This window comes from Mesorhizobium sp. M0910, from assembly GCF_040319465.1.
In the GTDB taxonomy this organism is placed as follows: Bacteria; Pseudomonadota; Alphaproteobacteria; order Rhizobiales; family Rhizobiaceae; genus Mesorhizobium.
Genome location: NZ_JAMYNZ010000014.1, coordinates 62,492 through 78,882, shown reverse-complemented (window position 1 = coordinate 78,882; position 16,391 = coordinate 62,492). Strand labels below are relative to the sequence as shown.

The following is a 16,391-nucleotide window of genomic DNA, read 5'->3' as shown; positions in this document are numbered from 1 at the left end:
TCCGGGCGCCAACCAGTCAGCTTGGCCGCGCCGCTTCACGGGCGAATGCTTCGATCAAAGGGGCGTATCCCTCAAGGTCGGGCTGCGTAGCAAAACTGTGGGTAGCGGCGGTCGAAGCCCAGGGCAGCCTTTCCGATGTGAAGACTTCGACGAAAGGCACATACCAATGGTGCTCGTTCAGCATGGTCGCGCGAATGTTGACGAAAAAGTCCAGGCCATGCGGACGCGTGAACATCCAGTTCTTGCAATGCGGGCAGTAGAGTTGCCGGTGCGGGCCGTGCAGGCCGCCGACCACCGGCTCGCCTTGGGTGACGGCGAAACCGTCGCTCGGCACGGCGATGGTCAAGGAATACGCGCTGGCGCTCAGTTTCTGGCAGCCGGTGCAGTGACACGCCGTCGTCAGCAAAGGCGGCGCACTTACGCGAAAGCGTATCCCGCCGCATAGGCAACCGCCGTCCCAAGGTAGCTTCCAATCGTCCATGGCTGGCCTCGCGTTAGCCTCTGCCAGCGATCTAGCGCGCGACCGCCATGCTGCAATCTCTCCCTTGACGGTCCCTCAAAGAAGGCATCGGCAGCTTAGCCGTCCCCGAACCCGCGTTCTCGCGGCCGCGGTGATCGCAAGTTGAAGCGATCACATGATTGACGAAGCTGTTCGCGCCGAACCAGCGGGTGAACTGGCATTTCGTTGCCGACATGCCGTTGCGCGTCTCGTCGCTGCGCGGCCTTGGCGCCTATTGCAACGTCTTTTCCATCGAAAGCTTCATGACGAGCTGGCGCTCGAGCGGGTGAAGGCGGTGCTTAGGGTTCAGGATTTTATCCTGCCCCAGGAATCGTGAACACCACGTCGGCGCGGCCGTAGCCGCCATCGGCGACCTCCTCGATCAGCACCATGGTGTAGGGGCGCACGCCTTCGCCGAACATTTCGACGAACAGGGCTGTGGTCTTGTGGACGAGGTCCTCCTTCTGTGCGGCGGACAGCGCGCGCTCAGGTACCTTGAAGTTTGCAAAGGGCATGACGTCGATTTCCTGTTGGTTGTTGGAAGGTAAAGTCAGACCGTGCCGCCATTGGCGCGCAGCACCTGGCCGTTGACCCAGCCGCTGTCCGGTCCGGCGAGGAACGACACCACGCCGGCGATGTCGGCGGGCTGGCCGAGCCGCCCCAGCGGGATCATCCTGGTGATCGTTTCGACCAGTGCCTCAGACTTGCCGCCGAGGAACAGCTCGGTGGCCACCGGCCCCGGCGCCACGACATTGACTGTGATGCCGCGCGGCCCGAGTTCCTTGGCCAGCACATGCGTCATCGCCTCGACGCCGGCCTTGGTGGCAGCGTAAACGCCGTAGGTCGGCTGGTAGAGCCCGACCACGCTGGACGAGAAGCTGACGACGCGGCCGCCGTCGCGCAGCCTTCGTGCGGCCTCGCGCATGCCACGGAAGACGCCACCAAGGTTCACCGCGACCTGCTGCTCGAAACCGGTGTCGTCCATCTGCGCGATCGGCGCGAGCTTCATGATGCCGGCGTTGTTGACCAGCACGTCGAGGCCGCCAAACGCCTGCTCGGCTGCGCCGAACAGATGCGCCACGCCTTTGGGATCGCCGACATCGGCCTGAACGGCGATCGCCGTGCCGCCCGCCGCCTCGATCCCGCGCACCACGCCTTCGGCTGCTTCGGCGCCCCTGGCATAGTTGACGACGACCGAAAAGCCGTCGCGTGCCAGCCTTCTGGCAATTTCGGCGCCGATACCCTTCGAGGCGCCGGTTACCAGCGCCACCTTTGCATTCTGCGCAGTCATGTCAGCTCTCCAATTCTTGTCGGCTGAAAATAGGCGATAAATCCTGCGGGATAATCGCTCGGGACTTGCCAACACCATTCGGATATGGCGAACAATGGCGATGGACAGTCTCGACCGGATGCGCCTGCTTGCCCGTGTGATCGAGCGCGGCAGCTTCACCGCGGCCGCCGCCGATCTGTCGATGTCGCGATCGAGCGCCACCGAGGCGATCAAGGATCTCGAGGCGCGGCTGGGGGTGAGGCTGCTGGAACGGACCACGCGCCATGTCAGGCCGACATTGGACGGCCAGGCCTATTACCAGCGCTGCCTCGCAATCCTTGCCGATGTCGAAGATGCCGAGGCCGGCTTTCAATCGGCGCAGCCGCAAGGCCTTTTGAGGATCGACGTGCACGGCTTCATGGCCCGCCATTTCATCCTGCCGCGGCTCACCGAATTTCTCGACCGCTACCCCGGGATCGACCTGCATATCGGCGACGGCGACCGGCTGGTCGATCTGGTGCGCGAGGGCATCGACTGCGTGCTGCGTTCCGGCGAACAGGCCGACAGCGGCATGATCGTGCGGCGGGTGGCAACATTGCGCGAAGTCACCTGCGCCAGCCCCGCCTATCTCGAAAAGCACGGCATGCCGGCAACCCCCGACGATCTCGAAGGCCATCTGATGGTCGGCTTCCGCTCGTCGCGGACCGGCGAGATCATGCCGCTCGAATTCACCGTTGGCGGCGCGTTGCGCTATGTCACGCTGCCGAACCGGGTGACGGTCAACGGCTCCGACACGATGGCGGAGCTGGCGCGTCTCGGCTTCGGCCTGGTGCAGGCGCCGCATTACCGCTTCGCCGGGGATTTCGCACGCGGCACGCTTGTCGAAGTGCTGCCGGATTACCCGCCGTCGCCGACACCGCTGTCGGCGCTCTACCCACAGAACCGCCAGCTCGCGCCACGGGTACGCGTGTTCATCGACTGGGTGACCGGGATTTTTGGCGAGGGCGGGACATCGGGCCGGGTGTGATCGTCCGGACCGCCGGCTACTTTGCGAAGGCGATCGGACGAGATAAACATCGCGCTTGGGTTTAGTGACAAGATCGGGACCGGGACCAGCGCATCAGTCCATGTCGGCGGCGAGCCTGTCCCCCATGCAGCGGAGCGACGCGCGCTTCACCGGAAGTCGTACCGGCCAAAGAGCAAGAGAGGATCCACAGCGTCTGGCGCGCCGCCTACGGTTCGATCGTTACCGCCATCGTGCGACTTGAGGACGGGCGCACCGCCGGCGCTTATGCCGTAACGGGCGGGGTTGGGTGAGGACAAAAGCTGCGCTCTCGCTGCGTTCGCGTCCAGGGCCGGCAAACTATAGGAGCTCACCGACATCGTTGCGTTGATCGAAGCGAGGGAAGCCGAAAAGCCGCGGAAGGTACAAAAACAGACCCTTCACGATGGAAAATTCGGACAGTTAGCCGACAACTCGGCCCATGCTCGATCCAATTCGAGTTTCGATTGGGTCTTTTCAATGCTTTTCGCGGTAGCGTTGTCGATGAAGTTGCTTTCGACCCGCATGACTCGAAAATTTCCACCTGACGGCCGCTGATAGAGGACAATATACCCGCAGTAACGATCGATGTTTTCAAACTTCGCCGCTATGTCTACTGCGGCATAAACGCCAGGAAAGGCAGCGTTCGCTGGGTCCTTCAACCACGTGAATTTGAGTAGCCGGCGCTCACGCACAGTGCCGGCCTGAGAATGAAAATGTTTACTTTGCTCCACGAAGGCGTTCGATGGGATCAAAGCTTTGGCGGTATCAGTTATCATTTCGTATGCCCGCCCATACTCTTGGCTATCGAGCGAAAGGAAATAGCGACCAACCGTTTCCGTTGCATCTCGAACCGCGTCCTCTGAGGGCGTCCACTCTTGCGATTGTGCGGGTAGGATCGCAACCAACACCGAAGTCACGATCGCAAGGAAAGCTACGGCTGCATGTGTCATGGGAATTTCTTCGCAGGAGCTTGTCACGAATGCAATCCGGTCACGGCCGATAGCCAGAATTTCAAACTGAACCCACATCCCAATAGCGGGCCATACTAGCGCTGCCGCAAGCGGATTTGCGCATATCTCGAAGTCCAACCTCTTGCCGTGCGCGTCATCGCCGGTCCCGTCCCACCGGGTCTGATCCAGCCGGGGAAGAAACTGGCGGGTTCAGACAATTTGGCGCGGGGCGCCTCACCACTTGCGGGCTTCCGCCGGCGCGGCCTATCGCGTATTGGCGCGGGAACTCTCCTTTGGCCTTTCCTGGAAAACCATGATTCGTCTCGAAAGCATCAGCAAGCAGAACGGCCGGCAGATCGTCTTCATCGAAGCCTCCGCCGCGTTGCAGAAGGGCGAGAAGGTCGGGCTGGTCGGGCCTAACGGCGCCGGCAAGACAACGCTGTTTCGCATGATCAACGGCGAGGAGCAGCCTGACGAGGGCCAGGTCTCGGTCGATCGCGGCGTCACCATCGGCTATTTCAGCCAGGATGTCGGCGATATGTCCGGCCGCAGCGCCGTTGCCGAAGTGATGGACGGCGCCGGGCCGGTCAGCGAAGTGGCGGCCGAGATGCGCGAGCTCGAGCACGCCATGGGCGACCCCGATCGCGCCGGTGAAATGGACGAGATCATCGCCCGTTACGGCGAGGCACAGCACCGCTTCGAGGAGCTCGACGGTTACGCGCTGGATGGGCGTGCTCGCGAGGTGCTGGACGGCCTTGGCTTCAGCCAGGAGATGATGGACGGCGACGTCGGCAAGCTGTCCGGCGGCTGGAAAATGCGCGTGGCACTTGCCAGGATCCTTTTGATGCGGCCCGACGCCATGCTGCTCGACGAACCGAGCAACCATCTCGACCTCGAAAGCCTGATCTGGCTGGAGCAGTTCCTGAAGAACTATGACGGCGCGCTGCTGATGACTTCGCACGACCGCGAGTTCATGAACCGCATCGTCAACAAGGTGGTCGAGATCGACGGCGGTTCGCTGACCGCCTACTCCGGCAACTACGAATTCTACCAGCAGCAGCGGGCGATTGCCGACCGGCAGCAGCAGGCGCAGTTCGAGCGCCAGCAGGCGATGCTGGCCAAGGAGATCGCCTTCATCGAGCGCTTCAAGGCACGTGCCTCGCATGCCGCCCAGGTGCAGAGCCGGGTGAAGAAGCTGGACAAGATCGACCGGGTCGAGCCGCCCAAGCGCCGCCAGAAGGTATCGTTCGACTTCCAGCCGGCGCCGCGCTGCGGCGAGGACGTGGTGACGCTGAAGAACGTGCACAAGGGCTATGGCAGCCGCTCGATCTACGAGGGATTGGATTTTCAGGTGCGCCGCCGCGAGCGCTGGTGCATCATGGGCGTCAACGGCGCCGGCAAGTCGACGCTGTTGAAGCTGGTCGCCGGCGCTTCCGAGCCGGACAATGGCACGGTGGCGCGCGGGCCGAGCGTCAAGATGGGCTATTTCGCCCAGCACGCCATGGAAGTGCTGGAGGGCGAGCGCACCGTGTTCCAGACGCTGGAAGACGCATTTCCGCAGGCCGGCCAGGCGCCGCTCAGGGCGCTGGCCGGCTGCTTCGGCTTTTCCGGCGACGAGATCGAGAAGAAATGCCGCGTGCTGTCGGGCGGCGAGAAGGCGCGGCTGGTGATGGCGCTGATGCTGTTCGATCCGCCCAATTTGCTGGTGCTGGACGAGCCGACCAACCACCTCGACATCGCCACCAAGGAGATGCTGATCACGGCACTGTCGCAGTACGAGGGAACCATGCTGTTCGTCTCGCATGACCGCCATTTCCTGGCGGCGCTGTCGAACCGGGTGCTGGAACTGACGCCCGAGGGCATCCACACCTATGGCGGCGGCTATACCGAATATGTCGAGCGCACCGGGCAGGAGGCGCCGGGGTTGCGGAGTTGAGGCCGGCTCTGCCGCCCACGGTCACGTAGACGCTCGATTCCGGAGGCCAAGCACGAGGTGCTCAGCCATGTATCGCAATTTCGCGCAGCGGATCGCCGCCGTCGATGAACAGCCGGCCTTGCGCGGTCAACGCCGCCTTGAGCCGTCGCAGGGCAATTTTTCCTGCTTCGGGATGACGCCCGTCCAGCGCGCCGACGCGCACCGCAACGGCAATGTCGAAGTGCTTCTCATCGGCCTCCAACTCGAAATCCTCGATGGCGACCTGGCGAAGGCTCAGCCGGCCTGCCGCAATCTCGGCGCGCGAGGCGGCCCCGGCCTGCGCGATGGCCTTGGCCGAGCGGTCGATCGCCAGCACGTGCCCACCGCCGATCCGGCGCGCGATCTCGCGCGCTGCAGCACCCGGTCCGCAGCCGATCTCCAGCACTCGCATGCCCCGCCGCAAGGGCAGCGCATTGACGATCTCCAAAAGCCTTGGCGACAAGTCGTTCGCCATACGCTCTTCTCCAGCTTTTTCGCAATCCGAGATTAGCGACCGCGGCCGGCGACGGGAAGGCCGAGAGACGCGGGCATCGCCGATGTGTTCAGCTGGTATGTTCAGTTGGGTGCTGCTTGAGCAGGGGCATGATCGACATCGAAGAGGTCGACGATCTCGACCGCGGGCGACCGGGCGGACTCCGAGCGGCCCGGCGTCGTTGACCTGAGGGGTAGGGAGGGAACTGGCGCCGAGCCTAACCGGTTGGGGGGTAGATCACCGGCCGTTTATGTGTATACGCTCAAGCTAATATAAGAGCAAGCTAATGTTTTGCGTCAGCGATGTTGGACGATTGTTCTGATCAGTGGCCGGTTGTGGCTTCCTGCCGCGCCCTCCAACCCGGCCAAACACCGCTTATTGCCTTCAAGTCCTGGCTCCAATGCTGTACCCCGGCCCGAAATTCAAGGAGCCTGCGATGACCTCACATCCCGACATCCCCGACGCCAGCATGGCGGTCGATGCGGCCGGCGTGGCAGCCGATGACCGGCGCGCTCGCGAGGCGGATGCCGCATGGCGGGACGATGTTCGCGAGGGCGTGCGGCAGGTAGGCGATCTGGATTCGCTGCCGCTGTCGCCAGCCGAGCGGGCGGCGGCCGAAGCCGCGGCCACGCGCCACAAGGTTCGCATTCCCAAGGCCTATCTCGACCTGATCGACTGGAACGACCCCGCCGATCCGATACGGCTTCAGGTCATCCCGTCGCCCGACGAACTGGCAGAGCAGGAGGGCGAACTCGACGATCCGATCGCCGACCACGCCTTCAGTCCCGTGCCTAGATTGACGCATCGACATGCCGACCGGGTTCTGTTGTTCCCGACCTATCAATGCGCGGTCTATTGCCGGTTCTGCTTTCGCAAGGAGCAGCTGACCTCGATCGGCCGGGGTTTTTCGCGCGAGGCGCTGGAGCCGGCCTTCGCCTATATCGCGGCCCATCCGGAAATCCGCGAGGTGATCCTGACCGGCGGCGACCCGCTGTCGCTGCCGGACAAAGCGCTGGCGGAAATCCGCGCGCGTGTCGAGGCGATCCAGCATGTGCGGCTGTTGCGCATCCACACTCGCGTACCCGTCGCGCTGCCGTCGCGCGTCACCGGCGGGTTGATTCAAGCCTTGCAGGGCCGGCTGATGGTCACTGTCGTCACCCATTTCAATCATCCACGCGAAATCACGGAGGCGACCGAGCGGGCCTGCCGCACGTTGCGGCAGGGCGGCTTCGTGCTGCTGAACCAGAGCGTTCTGCTGAAAGGCGTGAACGATACGGTCGAGGTGCTGGAAGAGCTGTGCCGCGAGCTGATGTATCGCCTTGGCGTCAAACCCTATTATCTGCACCACGGCGATCTCGTGCGCGGCATGGCGCACCGGCGCACCACGATCGCCGAGGGCCAGGCGCTGGTCAGCGCCTTGCGTGCGCGCCTGTCGGGCATCTGCAATCCCGTCTACGTGCTGGACCTGCCGGACGGCGGAGGGAAAGTGCCGCTCGGCCCGTCCCATCTTGAGGCACGGGAAGGGGAGACGTGGCGAATACGTGGGCTTGATGGGGCGGTGAGGGGTTATGGAGAGCTGGTTGGGGAGGAGGGACGCGCAGCCGCCGTCCAAGCCAGCCCACCTTGGTGACCTGACATGCAGCGCTTGATCACGGAAGCATGCGTTAACTGCTGTTCTATTTGGTGCTTGCGCAATTGCTGAAATAGTGAAAACGTTGGTCCGGGGTAATGGGTTAGGGGAGTTCGTCCCGGCTGTAGCGAGTTTCGGGGCGGCGCAGAAAAGTCATGAACTTTCCACAGTTCCTGGTGGGGCTGACCACCACATCGTCCATCGTGGCGATCTCGACTTACCTTGCGACGGGTTCAATCTGGAAGACGCTGGCCTGGACGATCTTGACCTTGATCGTCATGCAGGTTGGATATTTCCTGTTCGTCGTCCGGTTGATCTACGGATCCGGGGCGAAAAGCGCGGCGGCAAAGCCGCGGCGTCTGAGGGCTGTGCCGCCGAACCGTCGAGGTCGCGTTCAGCTTATGTAGTAATGTCCCATATAGATATCATGGTCTAGACAGGACATGTTCGGTTCTGGGAATGTGCATTGGACGTTCCGCTAGTTTAGTCAACTAATATATATCGCCCAACTCATATCGTCGTTTTTGGGCTAGCGGGAAAACCTGCCTGCTGTTTGTACGACGGTGCCTAAGGCCACATTTTACAACCGGCTGGCAAGCTCCCTTTTGTTGATGCCAGCTTAAATCCGGCTGGTGTTTTCGATGGGCCGTTGAGGCTATAAAGCCGTTCAACCGGGCGGCATCGAGATGCATTTCGGCCGGTCGAGAGGGTTGTGGTGATCGACGGAACGCCGAACGTGATCTTGATGATCGGTAGCGCCCCCGATGTCGTGCGCTGCGCCGCCTGGCCCAAGCAGGCCTTCGGCAAGATCGTCGCCATCAACAACGCCTGGCGCGTGCGCCCGGACTGGGATTTCCTCGTCCATGCCGGCGATTTCCCGGCGGAGCGGATGCCGCAAGGCGGTCCCCTGCAGCAGGCGCAGATCTTCAGCGCCTCGCATTACGTGCCGGCGCAAAACAGCTTTGGTGGCTTCGTCTATGCCGGCGGCACCATGTCGATGACGGCGGCCTACTGGACGATCCACAGTCAGAAGCCGGACGTGCTGGCATTCCTTGGCTGCGACATGATCTACGACCAGCCCGGCAACACGCATTTTTACGGCGTCGGCCGCGCCGATCCGCTGCGCAACGACGTCACCCTGCGCAACCTCGAGGCGAAGTCGGCCCGCCTGCTCATCCATGCGCTTCGGCGCGGCTGCCTGTGCGTCAACCTATCCGACCTGCCGCGCAGCCGGCTGGTCTTCCCGCGGCTGACGCTCGATGAACTCGGCGCGCTTTCTTCCTCGCAGCTTTCGGAAATGAAGGCCGAGATGTTTGCCGGCCTGCGGCTCGATCAGGCGGAGGAGGCCGACAGGATCGAGAAGGAACTCGGCTATTTCTTCGAAGACGGCATGTACTGGAAGCACCTCGACAAACTCGACGAGAAATTCCTGGCCAACATCGACCGGCTGTGGATGGCGGCGGTGAAGGCGAGCTTGAGCAGTCGGCCGAAGCTGCCAATCTCCCCTACAAGGCGGGAGATCGGCGCGTCGTCCGCTTAGCTTTTGGCCGCCGCGAGCTTGTCTTGCGTCTTGGTCTCGAAATCGCTGGCGTCATGGCGCTCGTGCAGCTGCATCGAAGGCTCGCCGAAGGTGCGGTTGACCATGCGGCCGCGCTTGACCGCCGGCCGCGCGTCGATGGCGTCGGCCCAGCGCTGCACGTTCTTGTACTGCTCCACCTGCAGGAACTCGCCGGAATCGTCATACATACGGCCCTTGGCCAGCCCGCCATACCAGGGCCACACCGCAATGTCGGCAATCGTATAGTCGTTGCCGCCTAAATACTCGCTTTCGGCGAGGCGTCGGTCGAGCACGTCCATCTGCCGCTTGGTTTCCATGGCGAAGCGGTCGATGGCATATTCGATCTTCGTCGGCGCATAGGTGTAGAAATGGCCGAAGCCGCCACCGAGATAGGGCGCCGAGCCCATCTGCCAGAACAGCCATGACAGGGTCTCGGCGCGAGCCGGCCGCTCCGTCGGCAGGAATTCGCCGAATTTTTCGGCAAGGTAGAGCAGGATCGAGCCGGATTCGAAGATGCGGACCGGCTTTTTCCCACTGCGATCCATCATGGCCGGGATCTTCGAGTTGGGGTTGACCTCGACGAAGCCGCTGCCGAACTGGTCGCCGTCGTTGATCCTGATAAGCCAGGCGTCGTATTCGGCGCCGCTGTGGCCGAGCGCCAGAAGTTCCTCCAGCATGATCGTCACCTTGACGCCGTTCGGTGTCGCCAGCGAATAAAGCTGCAGCGGATGCTTGCCGACCGGCAGTTTCTTGTCATGCGTCGGGCCGGCGGTCGGCCGGTTGATGCTGGCGAAAGCGCCGCCATTTGCCTTGTTCCAGGTCCAGACTTTTGGCGGCGTGTATTGGTCCGTTGCGTAGTCGTTCATTTGGGAGGCCTTTGGAAGGGTTGGGTTGGGAGGATATCAGATATCAACGTGGGTAATGGCGGAGGAACTTTGCATAGGGCAGCTTGGGATAGCCGTAGGTACAGATAGGGCTGCCGGCGCTGATGCAAAACCCCGGCGCGAACGGCGCGGCGCCGGTCCACGCCAAAGCCGGCGCCACCTCTTGCGCCTGATCACCTGCGCCATACCTATAGCCCATATCAGCCTGCGAACATTGCCAGGAACCAAAGCATGAATATCGAACCCCTTTTGCGATCCATCGTGGCCGTCCGCGCCACCGTGCCAGAGGACGCCTTCACGGCAAATACACTTGGCACCCGCCGCGAGGGCAGTGGCGTGGTCATCCGCGGCGACGGGCTGGTACTCACCATCGGCTATCTCATCACCGAGGCCGAGGAGGTCTGGCTGGCCGACCAGGACGGGCGCGTGGTTCCCGCCCATGCGCTCGCCTACGACCAGGAGTCGGGCTTCGGCCTGGTGCAGGCGCTGGCGCCGCTCGGGCTGCCCGCCATTGCGCTCGGCGATGCGTCCAGGGCCAAGATCGGCGATCCCGTCGTGCTCGCCGACGGCGTCGGCCGCTCCGTGCGGGCGCGGATCGTCACCAAGCAGGAATTCGCCGGCTATTGGGAATATCTGCTCGACGAGGCGATCTTCACGGCGCCGGCTCACCCTTCATGGGGCGGCGCCGGCCTCATCGGCGCGGATGGCAGGCTGCTCGGCATCGGTTCGCTGCGCCTGCAGATGAGCCGCAACGGCGAGGTCGCCGACATCAACATGGTGGTGCCGATCGATCTTCTGCCGCCCATCTTCGACGATCTGCTGACGCGCGGGCAGGTCGCCAAGCCGCCGCGGCCGTGGCTCGGCGCCTTCTCGGCCGAGAGCGACGGCAAGGTCGTGGTGATGAGCGTCGCCGAGGGCGGTCCAGCCGCCCAGGCGGGCCTTCGCCAAGGCGATGTCATCTCGGATGTCCGCGACACGGCGGTCGATGGGCTTGCCGATTTTTATCGCAAGCTTTGGAAGAGCGGCCCGGCGGGTGCCGAGATCCCGCTCCGGGTGCTGCGCGATGGCCGCGAAACCTGGCTGCGCGTCAAGTCCGCCGATCGCAACAGCCTGCTGTGGAAGCCGCCGCTGCAGTGAGGCAACCGAAACCTCTCACTCTCCGCAAGCGCTGAAGCCAGTGCCCGGGGTCCACTCCGCGAATGGGATGACCTTGCCTTCGACCGATACGGTCGCTTGCCTGGTGGTGCCGTCCGCCAGCTTCTTGCTGCTTTTGCCCTTGCCGGTCAGCACATTGTAGTTGCAGTCGCCGGCAACATTGTCGTCCATGTAATCCCAATACTCGTAGGCAAAACCGGCGACGACGAACGTGCCGTTGCGCCAGGCGAGCGTCAGCGTCTTATTGGTCCGCTCGCTGCCGATCTCCATCGCCGGAATATAGAGCTTGATCGAGCCGTTGGGGAGCGTAGTGAGTTCGGGCTCGGTGTCGGATGTGGCGGGGCCCGGCCGGTCGTAATCCTTCCATTCCCCGTCAATCTGTTCATGCACGACCCCGGCAGGTCTGAGAAAATTGCCGTCGCGGTCCCTGAGGAACAAATGCAGATCCATGGGATGGCCGGGCTCGGTCTCGACGATCATCGCCAGATCGGCGGCACCGTCGCCGTTCCAATCGCCGGTCGCCGCGGTGATGATCTTCTGCGTCTCGATCGGTTCTGCCAGTGCGGCGGCCGGCAGCAACAGGACCAAACCGAATATTGTCGACCGCATGTGAAATCCTCTTCGCCTGGGCAGGCCGGAGACGCACGCGCTTCTCAGGAGGCCCGGCTCTGCCGCGTCTCGGAACGGCTCGTCTCGTTGAGCAGCCGGCAGAGCGAAACCGCTTCACGACGGCTCAGGCCGATCAGCGCGATCTCCGAAAATTGCGCCGGCAGATCGTGAACGATGTCCCACACCATCCAACGGCCGTTCGGCTCCATGACACATTCATAGCGCAATAATTGTTCCTGCATCCGACCCCCGGCTTTGCTCACCGGACTGGTACAGCGTCGAGGTAAATGAGTTGTTGCGCGGCGAGAGTATTCCGCGGCTGTCAAAACCAGGCGTTGAATCCCCACAGGGGCGAACCCGACAGGTCACGGCTGACGGTGCCGATACTCTCGACAAGGCGGCAGGGCAGGGACGCTTCCGGCGTGAACGGCGGCCGCCGCCAGAATTGGTTCAGGCGTTGCGGCTCGCCATATGCGCGTCGAGCTTCCTCCTCGAGGGGCCGTAACGCTTGATGATGGTCGCGGCCTCGCTTTGCGGTATGCCGTATTTGCGGGCAAAGGCAGCGACCTCGTAAGGCTCTTCGCCTGAGACCAGTTTGCGATCCTGCTTGGTCTTGGATTTGTCGTCGGCCATGGCGTCCTCCATCACATCTGGTCGTTATAGGGCTCCTTGGTCCGGCCGACCATCCTGGCCAGTTCGGCAAAGGACGGCACGCCGGTTTCGCCCTGGGCATTGTTGGCCGCCTGCAGCAGCCTGAGCGGAAAGCAGACGGCGTCGCGGTTGGATGGCGACATGTCTTCATAGAGACGCTCGTCGCTGGTCATCGCCGCCTCGGCCCGGCGCAACGCCATGTCGACCTCGTCGACCGACAGCAGGCCCTTGTGGACCAGCGCGTTGTTGACGGCCGCGATCGCCATCATCAATCCTTCGAGTTGGAGATTGGCGACGTTCATCGTTTTGCGTCCTCGCCGGGCTTCTTGGCGGTGGCCTTGTCGTCTGGCCGGATCGCTGCGCGCGGCGGGTTCTGGCCCTCCGAATGCCGGGTCTTGTCGTCGAAATCGTCAGCCGGCCTGGTCAATCCCATGCCGCCGGGAGGCGGCTTGTTGCCGGCCGCATCCTGCGAAAATTGGTCGGCCGCGTCGGGGCTCATCTTTGCCGGATATTTCCTCGCTCCGGTCTCGTAGCGGTTCGGGTCGTCGGCCATGTCCTGTGCTCCCGTTGCAATGAGCAGATAACTTTCATGCGGCGGCAGCGGTTCCGTGGCGAAATCGACGTTGCCGGTGCGCAAGCCGTCGCAATCTGTCGGGTTTTCGTGCATCCTTGTGCATGCCAACGATGCTTCGCTCCGACGCGCCGGCAAAATGCTGCTCCTACTGCGGTGGGCGCGACCACGACTACGAGGATTGCCCGAAGCGCAAAAGCGATGCCGAACGGCAGAAGGAGACGCCAGGCAACGCGTACTGCCGCGGCTGCAGGGGAAATCCGCTAGCCAGCCTGAACCACCCCGCCGGTCCGGGGCCGGCCGGCGCGAAGATCCTTCCATGTCGAGAGGATTGCAATGCCGCCGCTATTGTGGGCAAAAGCAGCACGGGCAATCGGGTTGGGGTGGGGTAATGACCGAAACGCAAGGCAATTCAGGCCGTCCGCAGGGCAAGCCGGGGACGGCGTCGGGGTCGATCGGTTCCGGCCTGGTCGCACTCCTCATCGTGGCGCTCGGCATCTTTGCGCTGTTTGGATCCTGGTACACGATCGATCAGGGCGACCGCGGCGTGCTCTTGACCAACGGGGCGCTGAGTTCGGTCGTCGATCCCGGACTGCATTTCAAGCTGCCGTGGTTACAGCGCGTCGAGAAGATCAGCCTGCGCCAGCAGGTGCTCAAATGGGGCTGCGAGAACCAGAACGCTTGCGGCGGCCTGCCGGCCATGCAGGCCTATTCGCGCGACCAGCAGCCGGCCGACATGCGCGTCACCGTCAACTTCCACGTGCCGGCCGCCGAAGTCAGCAACGTCTACACCAATTATGGATCGATCGAGGCACTGGCCGACCGTGTCATTGCCAGGAAAGCACCGCAGGAGATCAAGACCGTGTTCGGCCAGTACGACGCGGTGTCGGTTATCCAGAACCGGGCGAAGTTCAACAAGGACGTTGCCGACGCCATCGCGGCGGTAACCGACGGCCCGGTGATGATAGACAGCGTGCAGGTCGAGAACATCGACTTCTCCGACGCCTACGAGCAGGCGGTCGAAGCCAGGATGACGGCGCAGGTGGAGGTGCAGAAGCAGGAACAGAACCTGCAGCAGGAAAAGATCAAGGCCGATATCGCTGTCACCCAGGCCAAGGGCCGCGCCGACAGCGTCAAGGCCGAAGCCGAGGCCAGCGCCTACAAGACCAGGGTCGAAGGCGATGCGACCGCGGGCGCCATCAAGGCTCGCGCCGCCGCAATCGCCAACAATCCGCTGCTGGTCGAACTGACCAAGGCGGAGAGATGGAACGGCGAATTGCCGAAGTCGATGATCCCGGGTTCGACAGTGCCGTTCCTGGAGCTCAGCACACCTGCCGCAGCATCGAACTGAGGCGCGGCGCCGCGGCGCAAACCAGATCAGGACGGCGGCAAGGTAGCCGTCCCATTGCGGTCACGGCTGAAGCACGGCGCCTCGGGCGCTTGCTTGCGTTCGCCCGAGAAAAGCCGTCAGCAGCTCCATTCCCACCGGCCAGTCGCCGAGCCCGCTGTCGCCATTGATGTGGCCAAGCGGCCCGGCGATATGGAGATCGCTGCCCCAGCGCTCGGATTTCGCCCTGACATAGTCCAGCGAGCCGTAGGGATCGTTGGTGCTGGCGACAATCAGCGACGGAAAGCGAAGCCGTTGTTGCGGCGCGTCGGCGAAGGCCCGGGCGGAGGAGGGGAAGGCCGGCGACGCAGGGTCCGGAACCGCGACCAGCAACGCGCCGCTGATCTCGCGAGGGGAGATCCGTTGCCAGTGTACGACCAGCAGACAGCCGAGGCTATGGGCGACGAGCACCGGCGGTGTCCATGCCTGGCATACAGCGGTTTCCAATGCTGCCACCCAGTCGTCGAAATCCGGCGCGTCCCAACTCGCCGGATTAAACCGCCGCATCGCCGGGTTTGCCTGCTGCCAATGAGTCTGCCAGTGGGCTTTGCCCGATCCGTCGATGCCCGGCACAATGATGAATTCGGTCATGCGAAGCCCTTCTTTCCTGATGCAGCGCGTGCAATTCTAGGTCTTCTCCCCGGCGGCGGAATGAGAGATCATCGGAAAGCGGCAAAGAAATCCGATGGATTAAAGGCGATCATGCGGAACGGCGATTACCGGCCAAGGCTCGATCCCACCGATCTGGCGATCATTGAGATCATGCAGGAGGATGGCCGCATCGGCATCTCCGAGCTTGGCCGCCGCGTCGGACTGTCCCAGCCCGCCACCTCGGAACGGGTGAAGCGGCTGGAGGAGCGCGGGGTCATCACCGGTTACAAGGCGGTGATCAATTCGGCAGCGCTCGGGCTCGGCACCATGGCGGTCATCCGCCTGCGCACCACGCATGAGCATATCCAGGCCTGCCTGAAGAAGTTCGCCCAATTGCCGGAGGTGGTCGAGGTGCTGCGGGTGACCGGTGAGGATTGTTTTCTGGTCAAGGTCGTGGTCCCGTCACCGCCCGACCTTGAAAGCATCGTCGACAGCATCGGCCGGTACGGCACGGTGACGACAAATGTGGTTCTGCGCGCCGAGCAACCGAAGCGGCTGGGACGCGAATTGATGACCAGGGCCTGACTATCGCTTGGTCTGCGTATGCCCGACGGCATTGGCGAACGAGATGCCGCCCTTGATCTCGCGCATCGCCATCGAGGTAATCGTGCGCCGCACGCCGGGCAGCCGGCTGAGCTCCTCGCGCAGCATCCTGTCGAGCGCCATCATGTCGACGGTGACGATCTGCAGGAGATAGTCGGCCTCGCCAGTCGTGGCGTGGCAGCGGCGGATCAGCGGATGCTGTTTGACCGCCGCCTCGAAGGCGTCCGACAGTTCGAAATCGATCGACACCTGGATGAAGGCTTCGATGCCGAAGCCGAGCTTGGCCGGGTCTATGCGGGTCGAGTAGCCGCGGATGACGCCGGCATCCTCCAGCGCCTTGACCCGCTTCCAGCACGGCGTCTTGCTCAAGCCGACCTCGTCGGCGAGCGCGGCAAAGGAGGTGCGGGCATCGCGTTCGAGCGCCGCGACGATCTTCCGGTCGACCGCATCCAGCATCATTCGTTCTTCCTGTCTGCTTCAGAAGCAGCTTTCGTCCTTCATTTCTCGCCAATCGAATAACAGAAAGGGACAATGTTCGGCA

The 16,391-nt window shown here is 63.2% G+C and carries 22 protein-coding genes; 9 read left to right on the top strand and 13 right to left on the bottom strand.

Annotated elements, in window-relative coordinates; genetic code table 11:
* Positions 1-16 precede the first annotated feature (16 nt).
* Complete coding sequence (locus tag NKH78_RS27490; protein WP_352705263.1) at positions 17-481, bottom strand: GFA family protein; 465 nt, start codon at positions 479-481, stop codon at positions 17-19.
* A gap of 158 nt (positions 482-639) precedes the next feature.
* Here NKH78_RS27490 and NKH78_RS27485 point away from each other — a divergent pair, with 158 nt between their 5' ends.
* Complete coding sequence (locus NKH78_RS27485; protein ID WP_352705261.1) at positions 640-789, top strand: hypothetical protein; 150 nt, start codon at positions 640-642, stop codon at positions 787-789.
* A gap of 24 nt (positions 790-813) precedes the next feature.
* Here the strand turns inward: NKH78_RS27485 and NKH78_RS27480 are convergent, their stop codons facing one another.
* Positions 814-1,014 (bottom strand): tautomerase family protein, encoded by a 201-nt coding sequence (locus NKH78_RS27480; RefSeq protein ID WP_352475732.1) that lies wholly within the window; start codon positions 1,012-1,014, stop codon positions 814-816.
* A gap of 35 nt (positions 1,015-1,049) precedes the next feature.
* Positions 1,050-1,790, bottom strand: coding sequence for an SDR family oxidoreductase (locus tag NKH78_RS27475; RefSeq protein ID WP_352740067.1), 741 nt, complete (start codon positions 1,788-1,790; stop codon positions 1,050-1,052).
* A gap of 100 nt (positions 1,791-1,890) precedes the next feature.
* Between NKH78_RS27475 and NKH78_RS27470 the strand changes: the two genes are divergently transcribed.
* Positions 1,891-2,796, top strand: coding sequence for a LysR family transcriptional regulator (locus NKH78_RS27470; RefSeq protein WP_254819724.1), 906 nt, complete (start codon positions 1,891-1,893; stop codon positions 2,794-2,796).
* 416 nt (positions 2,797-3,212) lie between these two features.
* Here the strand turns inward: NKH78_RS27470 and NKH78_RS27465 are convergent, their stop codons facing one another.
* The gene (locus NKH78_RS27465; RefSeq protein WP_352740069.1) at positions 3,213-3,764 is read right to left on the bottom strand and encodes a DUF4019 domain-containing protein; all 552 of its coding nucleotides are present in this window, start codon (positions 3,762-3,764) and stop codon (positions 3,213-3,215) included.
* A 313-nt stretch (positions 3,765-4,077) separates the two neighbouring features.
* Here NKH78_RS27465 and NKH78_RS27460 point away from each other — a divergent pair, with 313 nt between their 5' ends.
* On the top strand, positions 4,078-5,700 hold the full coding sequence (locus NKH78_RS27460) for an ABC-F family ATP-binding cassette domain-containing protein (protein WP_023675691.1): 1,623 nt from the start codon (positions 4,078-4,080) through the stop codon (positions 5,698-5,700).
* A gap of 61 nt (positions 5,701-5,761) precedes the next feature.
* On the opposite strand, the gene NKH78_RS27455 is transcribed toward NKH78_RS27460, so the two are convergent.
* Complete coding sequence (locus NKH78_RS27455; RefSeq protein WP_352740071.1) at positions 5,762-6,193, bottom strand: SAM-dependent methyltransferase; 432 nt, start codon at positions 6,191-6,193, stop codon at positions 5,762-5,764.
* Between the two features lie 487 nt (positions 6,194-6,680).
* Between NKH78_RS27455 and NKH78_RS27450 the strand changes: the two genes are divergently transcribed.
* The 3 genes from NKH78_RS27450 (at position 6,681) to NKH78_RS27440 (ending at position 9,381) form a co-directional block, all read left to right on the top strand.
* Positions 6,681-7,841 (top strand): KamA family radical SAM protein, encoded by a 1,161-nt coding sequence (locus NKH78_RS27450; protein WP_502899856.1) that lies wholly within the window; start codon positions 6,681-6,683, stop codon positions 7,839-7,841.
* 155 nt (positions 7,842-7,996) lie between these two features.
* Complete coding sequence (locus tag NKH78_RS27445; protein WP_352458715.1) at positions 7,997-8,248, top strand: exopolysaccharide production repressor protein; 252 nt, start codon at positions 7,997-7,999, stop codon at positions 8,246-8,248.
* 338 nt (positions 8,249-8,586) lie between these two features.
* Positions 8,587-9,381, top strand: coding sequence for a hypothetical protein (locus NKH78_RS27440; protein ID WP_352884810.1), 795 nt, complete (start codon positions 8,587-8,589; stop codon positions 9,379-9,381).
* On the opposite strand, the gene yghU is transcribed toward NKH78_RS27440, so the two are convergent.
* Positions 9,378-10,265 (bottom strand): glutathione-dependent disulfide-bond oxidoreductase, encoded by an 888-nt coding sequence (gene yghU, locus NKH78_RS27435; RefSeq protein WP_352740077.1) that lies wholly within the window; start codon positions 10,263-10,265, stop codon positions 9,378-9,380. The two genes, NKH78_RS27440 and yghU, sit on opposite strands and share 4 nt — an antisense overlap.
* Positions 10,266-10,514: 249 nt before the next feature.
* On the opposite strand from yghU, the gene NKH78_RS27430 reads away from it, so the two are divergent.
* A complete protein-coding gene (locus NKH78_RS27430) occupies positions 10,515-11,420 on the top strand; it encodes a S1C family serine protease (RefSeq protein WP_352884809.1) in 906 nt (301 codons plus the stop codon).
* 15 nt (positions 11,421-11,435) lie between these two features.
* On the opposite strand, the gene NKH78_RS27425 is transcribed toward NKH78_RS27430, so the two are convergent.
* The 5 genes from NKH78_RS27425 to NKH78_RS27405 all read right to left on the bottom strand — a co-directional run bounded on the left by NKH78_RS27425 (position 11,436) and on the right by NKH78_RS27405 (position 13,365).
* Positions 11,436-12,047, bottom strand: coding sequence for a hypothetical protein (locus NKH78_RS27425; protein ID WP_352705251.1), 612 nt, complete (start codon positions 12,045-12,047; stop codon positions 11,436-11,438).
* Between the two features lie 44 nt (positions 12,048-12,091).
* Positions 12,092-12,256 carry a hypothetical protein gene (locus NKH78_RS27420; RefSeq protein WP_023675701.1) on the bottom strand — a complete coding sequence of 55 codons (165 nt, stop codon included), beginning with the start codon at positions 12,254-12,256 and terminating at the stop codon, positions 12,092-12,094.
* 241 nt (positions 12,257-12,497) lie between these two features.
* Complete coding sequence (locus NKH78_RS27415; protein ID WP_023675702.1) at positions 12,498-12,680, bottom strand: DUF3606 domain-containing protein; 183 nt, start codon at positions 12,678-12,680, stop codon at positions 12,498-12,500.
* A gap of 11 nt (positions 12,681-12,691) precedes the next feature.
* Positions 12,692-13,000 (bottom strand): hypothetical protein, encoded by a 309-nt coding sequence (locus tag NKH78_RS27410; protein ID WP_023675703.1) that lies wholly within the window; start codon positions 12,998-13,000, stop codon positions 12,692-12,694.
* Positions 12,997-13,365 (bottom strand): hypothetical protein, encoded by a 369-nt coding sequence (locus NKH78_RS27405; protein ID WP_254819632.1) that lies wholly within the window; start codon positions 13,363-13,365, stop codon positions 12,997-12,999. Before NKH78_RS27405 ends, NKH78_RS27410 begins: the two co-directional genes overlap by 4 nt.
* 295 nt (positions 13,366-13,660) lie before the next feature.
* On the opposite strand from NKH78_RS27405, the gene NKH78_RS27400 reads away from it, so the two are divergent.
* A complete protein-coding gene (locus NKH78_RS27400; RefSeq protein WP_352740083.1) occupies positions 13,661-14,620 on the top strand; it encodes a prohibitin family protein in 960 nt (319 codons plus the stop codon).
* Positions 14,621-14,680: 60 nt separating this feature from the next.
* On the opposite strand, the gene NKH78_RS27395 is transcribed toward NKH78_RS27400, so the two are convergent.
* A complete protein-coding gene (locus tag NKH78_RS27395) occupies positions 14,681-15,247 on the bottom strand; it encodes an RBBP9/YdeN family alpha/beta hydrolase (RefSeq protein WP_352705247.1) in 567 nt (188 codons plus the stop codon).
* A 111-nt stretch (positions 15,248-15,358) separates the two neighbouring features.
* Here NKH78_RS27395 and NKH78_RS27390 point away from each other — a divergent pair, with 111 nt between their 5' ends.
* The gene (locus tag NKH78_RS27390) at positions 15,359-15,832 is read left to right on the top strand and encodes an Lrp/AsnC family transcriptional regulator (RefSeq protein ID WP_352472087.1); all 474 of its coding nucleotides are present in this window, start codon (positions 15,359-15,361) and stop codon (positions 15,830-15,832) included.
* Here NKH78_RS27390 and NKH78_RS27385 read toward each other — a convergent pair whose 3' ends face one another.
* On the bottom strand, positions 15,833-16,309 hold the full coding sequence (locus tag NKH78_RS27385; protein ID WP_254819628.1) for an Lrp/AsnC family transcriptional regulator: 477 nt from the start codon (positions 16,307-16,309) through the stop codon (positions 15,833-15,835). It lies immediately after the preceding gene.
* Between the last annotated feature and the right edge of the window lie 82 nt (positions 16,310-16,391).

What these genes read in the sequence shown, in the direction of transcription:
- NKH78_RS27490 (WP_352705263.1), bottom strand. Translation starts at nt 481, where the DNA reads ATGGACGATTGGAAGCTACCTTGGGACGGCGGTTGCCTATGCGGCGGG.
- NKH78_RS27480 (WP_352475732.1), bottom strand. Translation starts at nt 1,014, where the DNA reads ATGCCCTTTGCAAACTTCAAGGTACCTGAGCGCGCGCTGTCCGCCGCA.
- NKH78_RS27475 (WP_352740067.1), bottom strand. Translation starts at nt 1,790, where the DNA reads ATGACTGCGCAGAATGCAAAGGTGGCGCTGGTAACCGGCGCCTCGAAG.
- NKH78_RS27470 (WP_254819724.1), top strand. Translation starts at nt 1,891, where the DNA reads ATGGACAGTCTCGACCGGATGCGCCTGCTTGCCCGTGTGATCGAGCGC.
- NKH78_RS27465 (WP_352740069.1), bottom strand. Translation starts at nt 3,764, where the DNA reads ATGACACATGCAGCCGTAGCTTTCCTTGCGATCGTGACTTCGGTGTTG.
- NKH78_RS27460 (WP_023675691.1), top strand. Translation starts at nt 4,078, where the DNA reads ATGATTCGTCTCGAAAGCATCAGCAAGCAGAACGGCCGGCAGATCGTC.
- NKH78_RS27455 (WP_352740071.1), bottom strand. Translation starts at nt 6,193, where the DNA reads ATGGCGAACGACTTGTCGCCAAGGCTTTTGGAGATCGTCAATGCGCTG.
- NKH78_RS27450 (WP_502899856.1), top strand. Translation starts at nt 6,681, where the DNA reads ATGGCGGTCGATGCGGCCGGCGTGGCAGCCGATGACCGGCGCGCTCGC.
- NKH78_RS27445 (WP_352458715.1), top strand. Translation starts at nt 7,997, where the DNA reads ATGAACTTTCCACAGTTCCTGGTGGGGCTGACCACCACATCGTCCATC.
- NKH78_RS27440 (WP_352884810.1), top strand. Translation starts at nt 8,587, where the DNA reads ATGATCGGTAGCGCCCCCGATGTCGTGCGCTGCGCCGCCTGGCCCAAG.
- yghU (WP_352740077.1), bottom strand. Translation starts at nt 10,265, where the DNA reads ATGAACGACTACGCAACGGACCAATACACGCCGCCAAAAGTCTGGACC.
- NKH78_RS27430 (WP_352884809.1), top strand. Translation starts at nt 10,515, where the DNA reads ATGAATATCGAACCCCTTTTGCGATCCATCGTGGCCGTCCGCGCCACC.
- NKH78_RS27425 (WP_352705251.1), bottom strand. Translation starts at nt 12,047, where the DNA reads ATGCGGTCGACAATATTCGGTTTGGTCCTGTTGCTGCCGGCCGCCGCA.
- NKH78_RS27420 (WP_023675701.1), bottom strand. Translation starts at nt 12,256, where the DNA reads ATGGAGCCGAACGGCCGTTGGATGGTGTGGGACATCGTTCACGATCTG.
- NKH78_RS27415 (WP_023675702.1), bottom strand. Translation starts at nt 12,680, where the DNA reads ATGGCCGACGACAAATCCAAGACCAAGCAGGATCGCAAACTGGTCTCA.
- NKH78_RS27410 (WP_023675703.1), bottom strand. Translation starts at nt 13,000, where the DNA reads ATGAACGTCGCCAATCTCCAACTCGAAGGATTGATGATGGCGATCGCG.
- NKH78_RS27405 (WP_254819632.1), bottom strand. Translation starts at nt 13,365, where the DNA reads ATGCACGAAAACCCGACAGATTGCGACGGCTTGCGCACCGGCAACGTC.
- NKH78_RS27400 (WP_352740083.1), top strand. Translation starts at nt 13,661, where the DNA reads ATGACCGAAACGCAAGGCAATTCAGGCCGTCCGCAGGGCAAGCCGGGG.
- NKH78_RS27395 (WP_352705247.1), bottom strand. Translation starts at nt 15,247, where the DNA reads ATGACCGAATTCATCATTGTGCCGGGCATCGACGGATCGGGCAAAGCC.
- NKH78_RS27390 (WP_352472087.1), top strand. Translation starts at nt 15,359, where the DNA reads ATGCGGAACGGCGATTACCGGCCAAGGCTCGATCCCACCGATCTGGCG.
- NKH78_RS27385 (WP_254819628.1), bottom strand. Translation starts at nt 16,309, where the DNA reads ATGATGCTGGATGCGGTCGACCGGAAGATCGTCGCGGCGCTCGAACGC.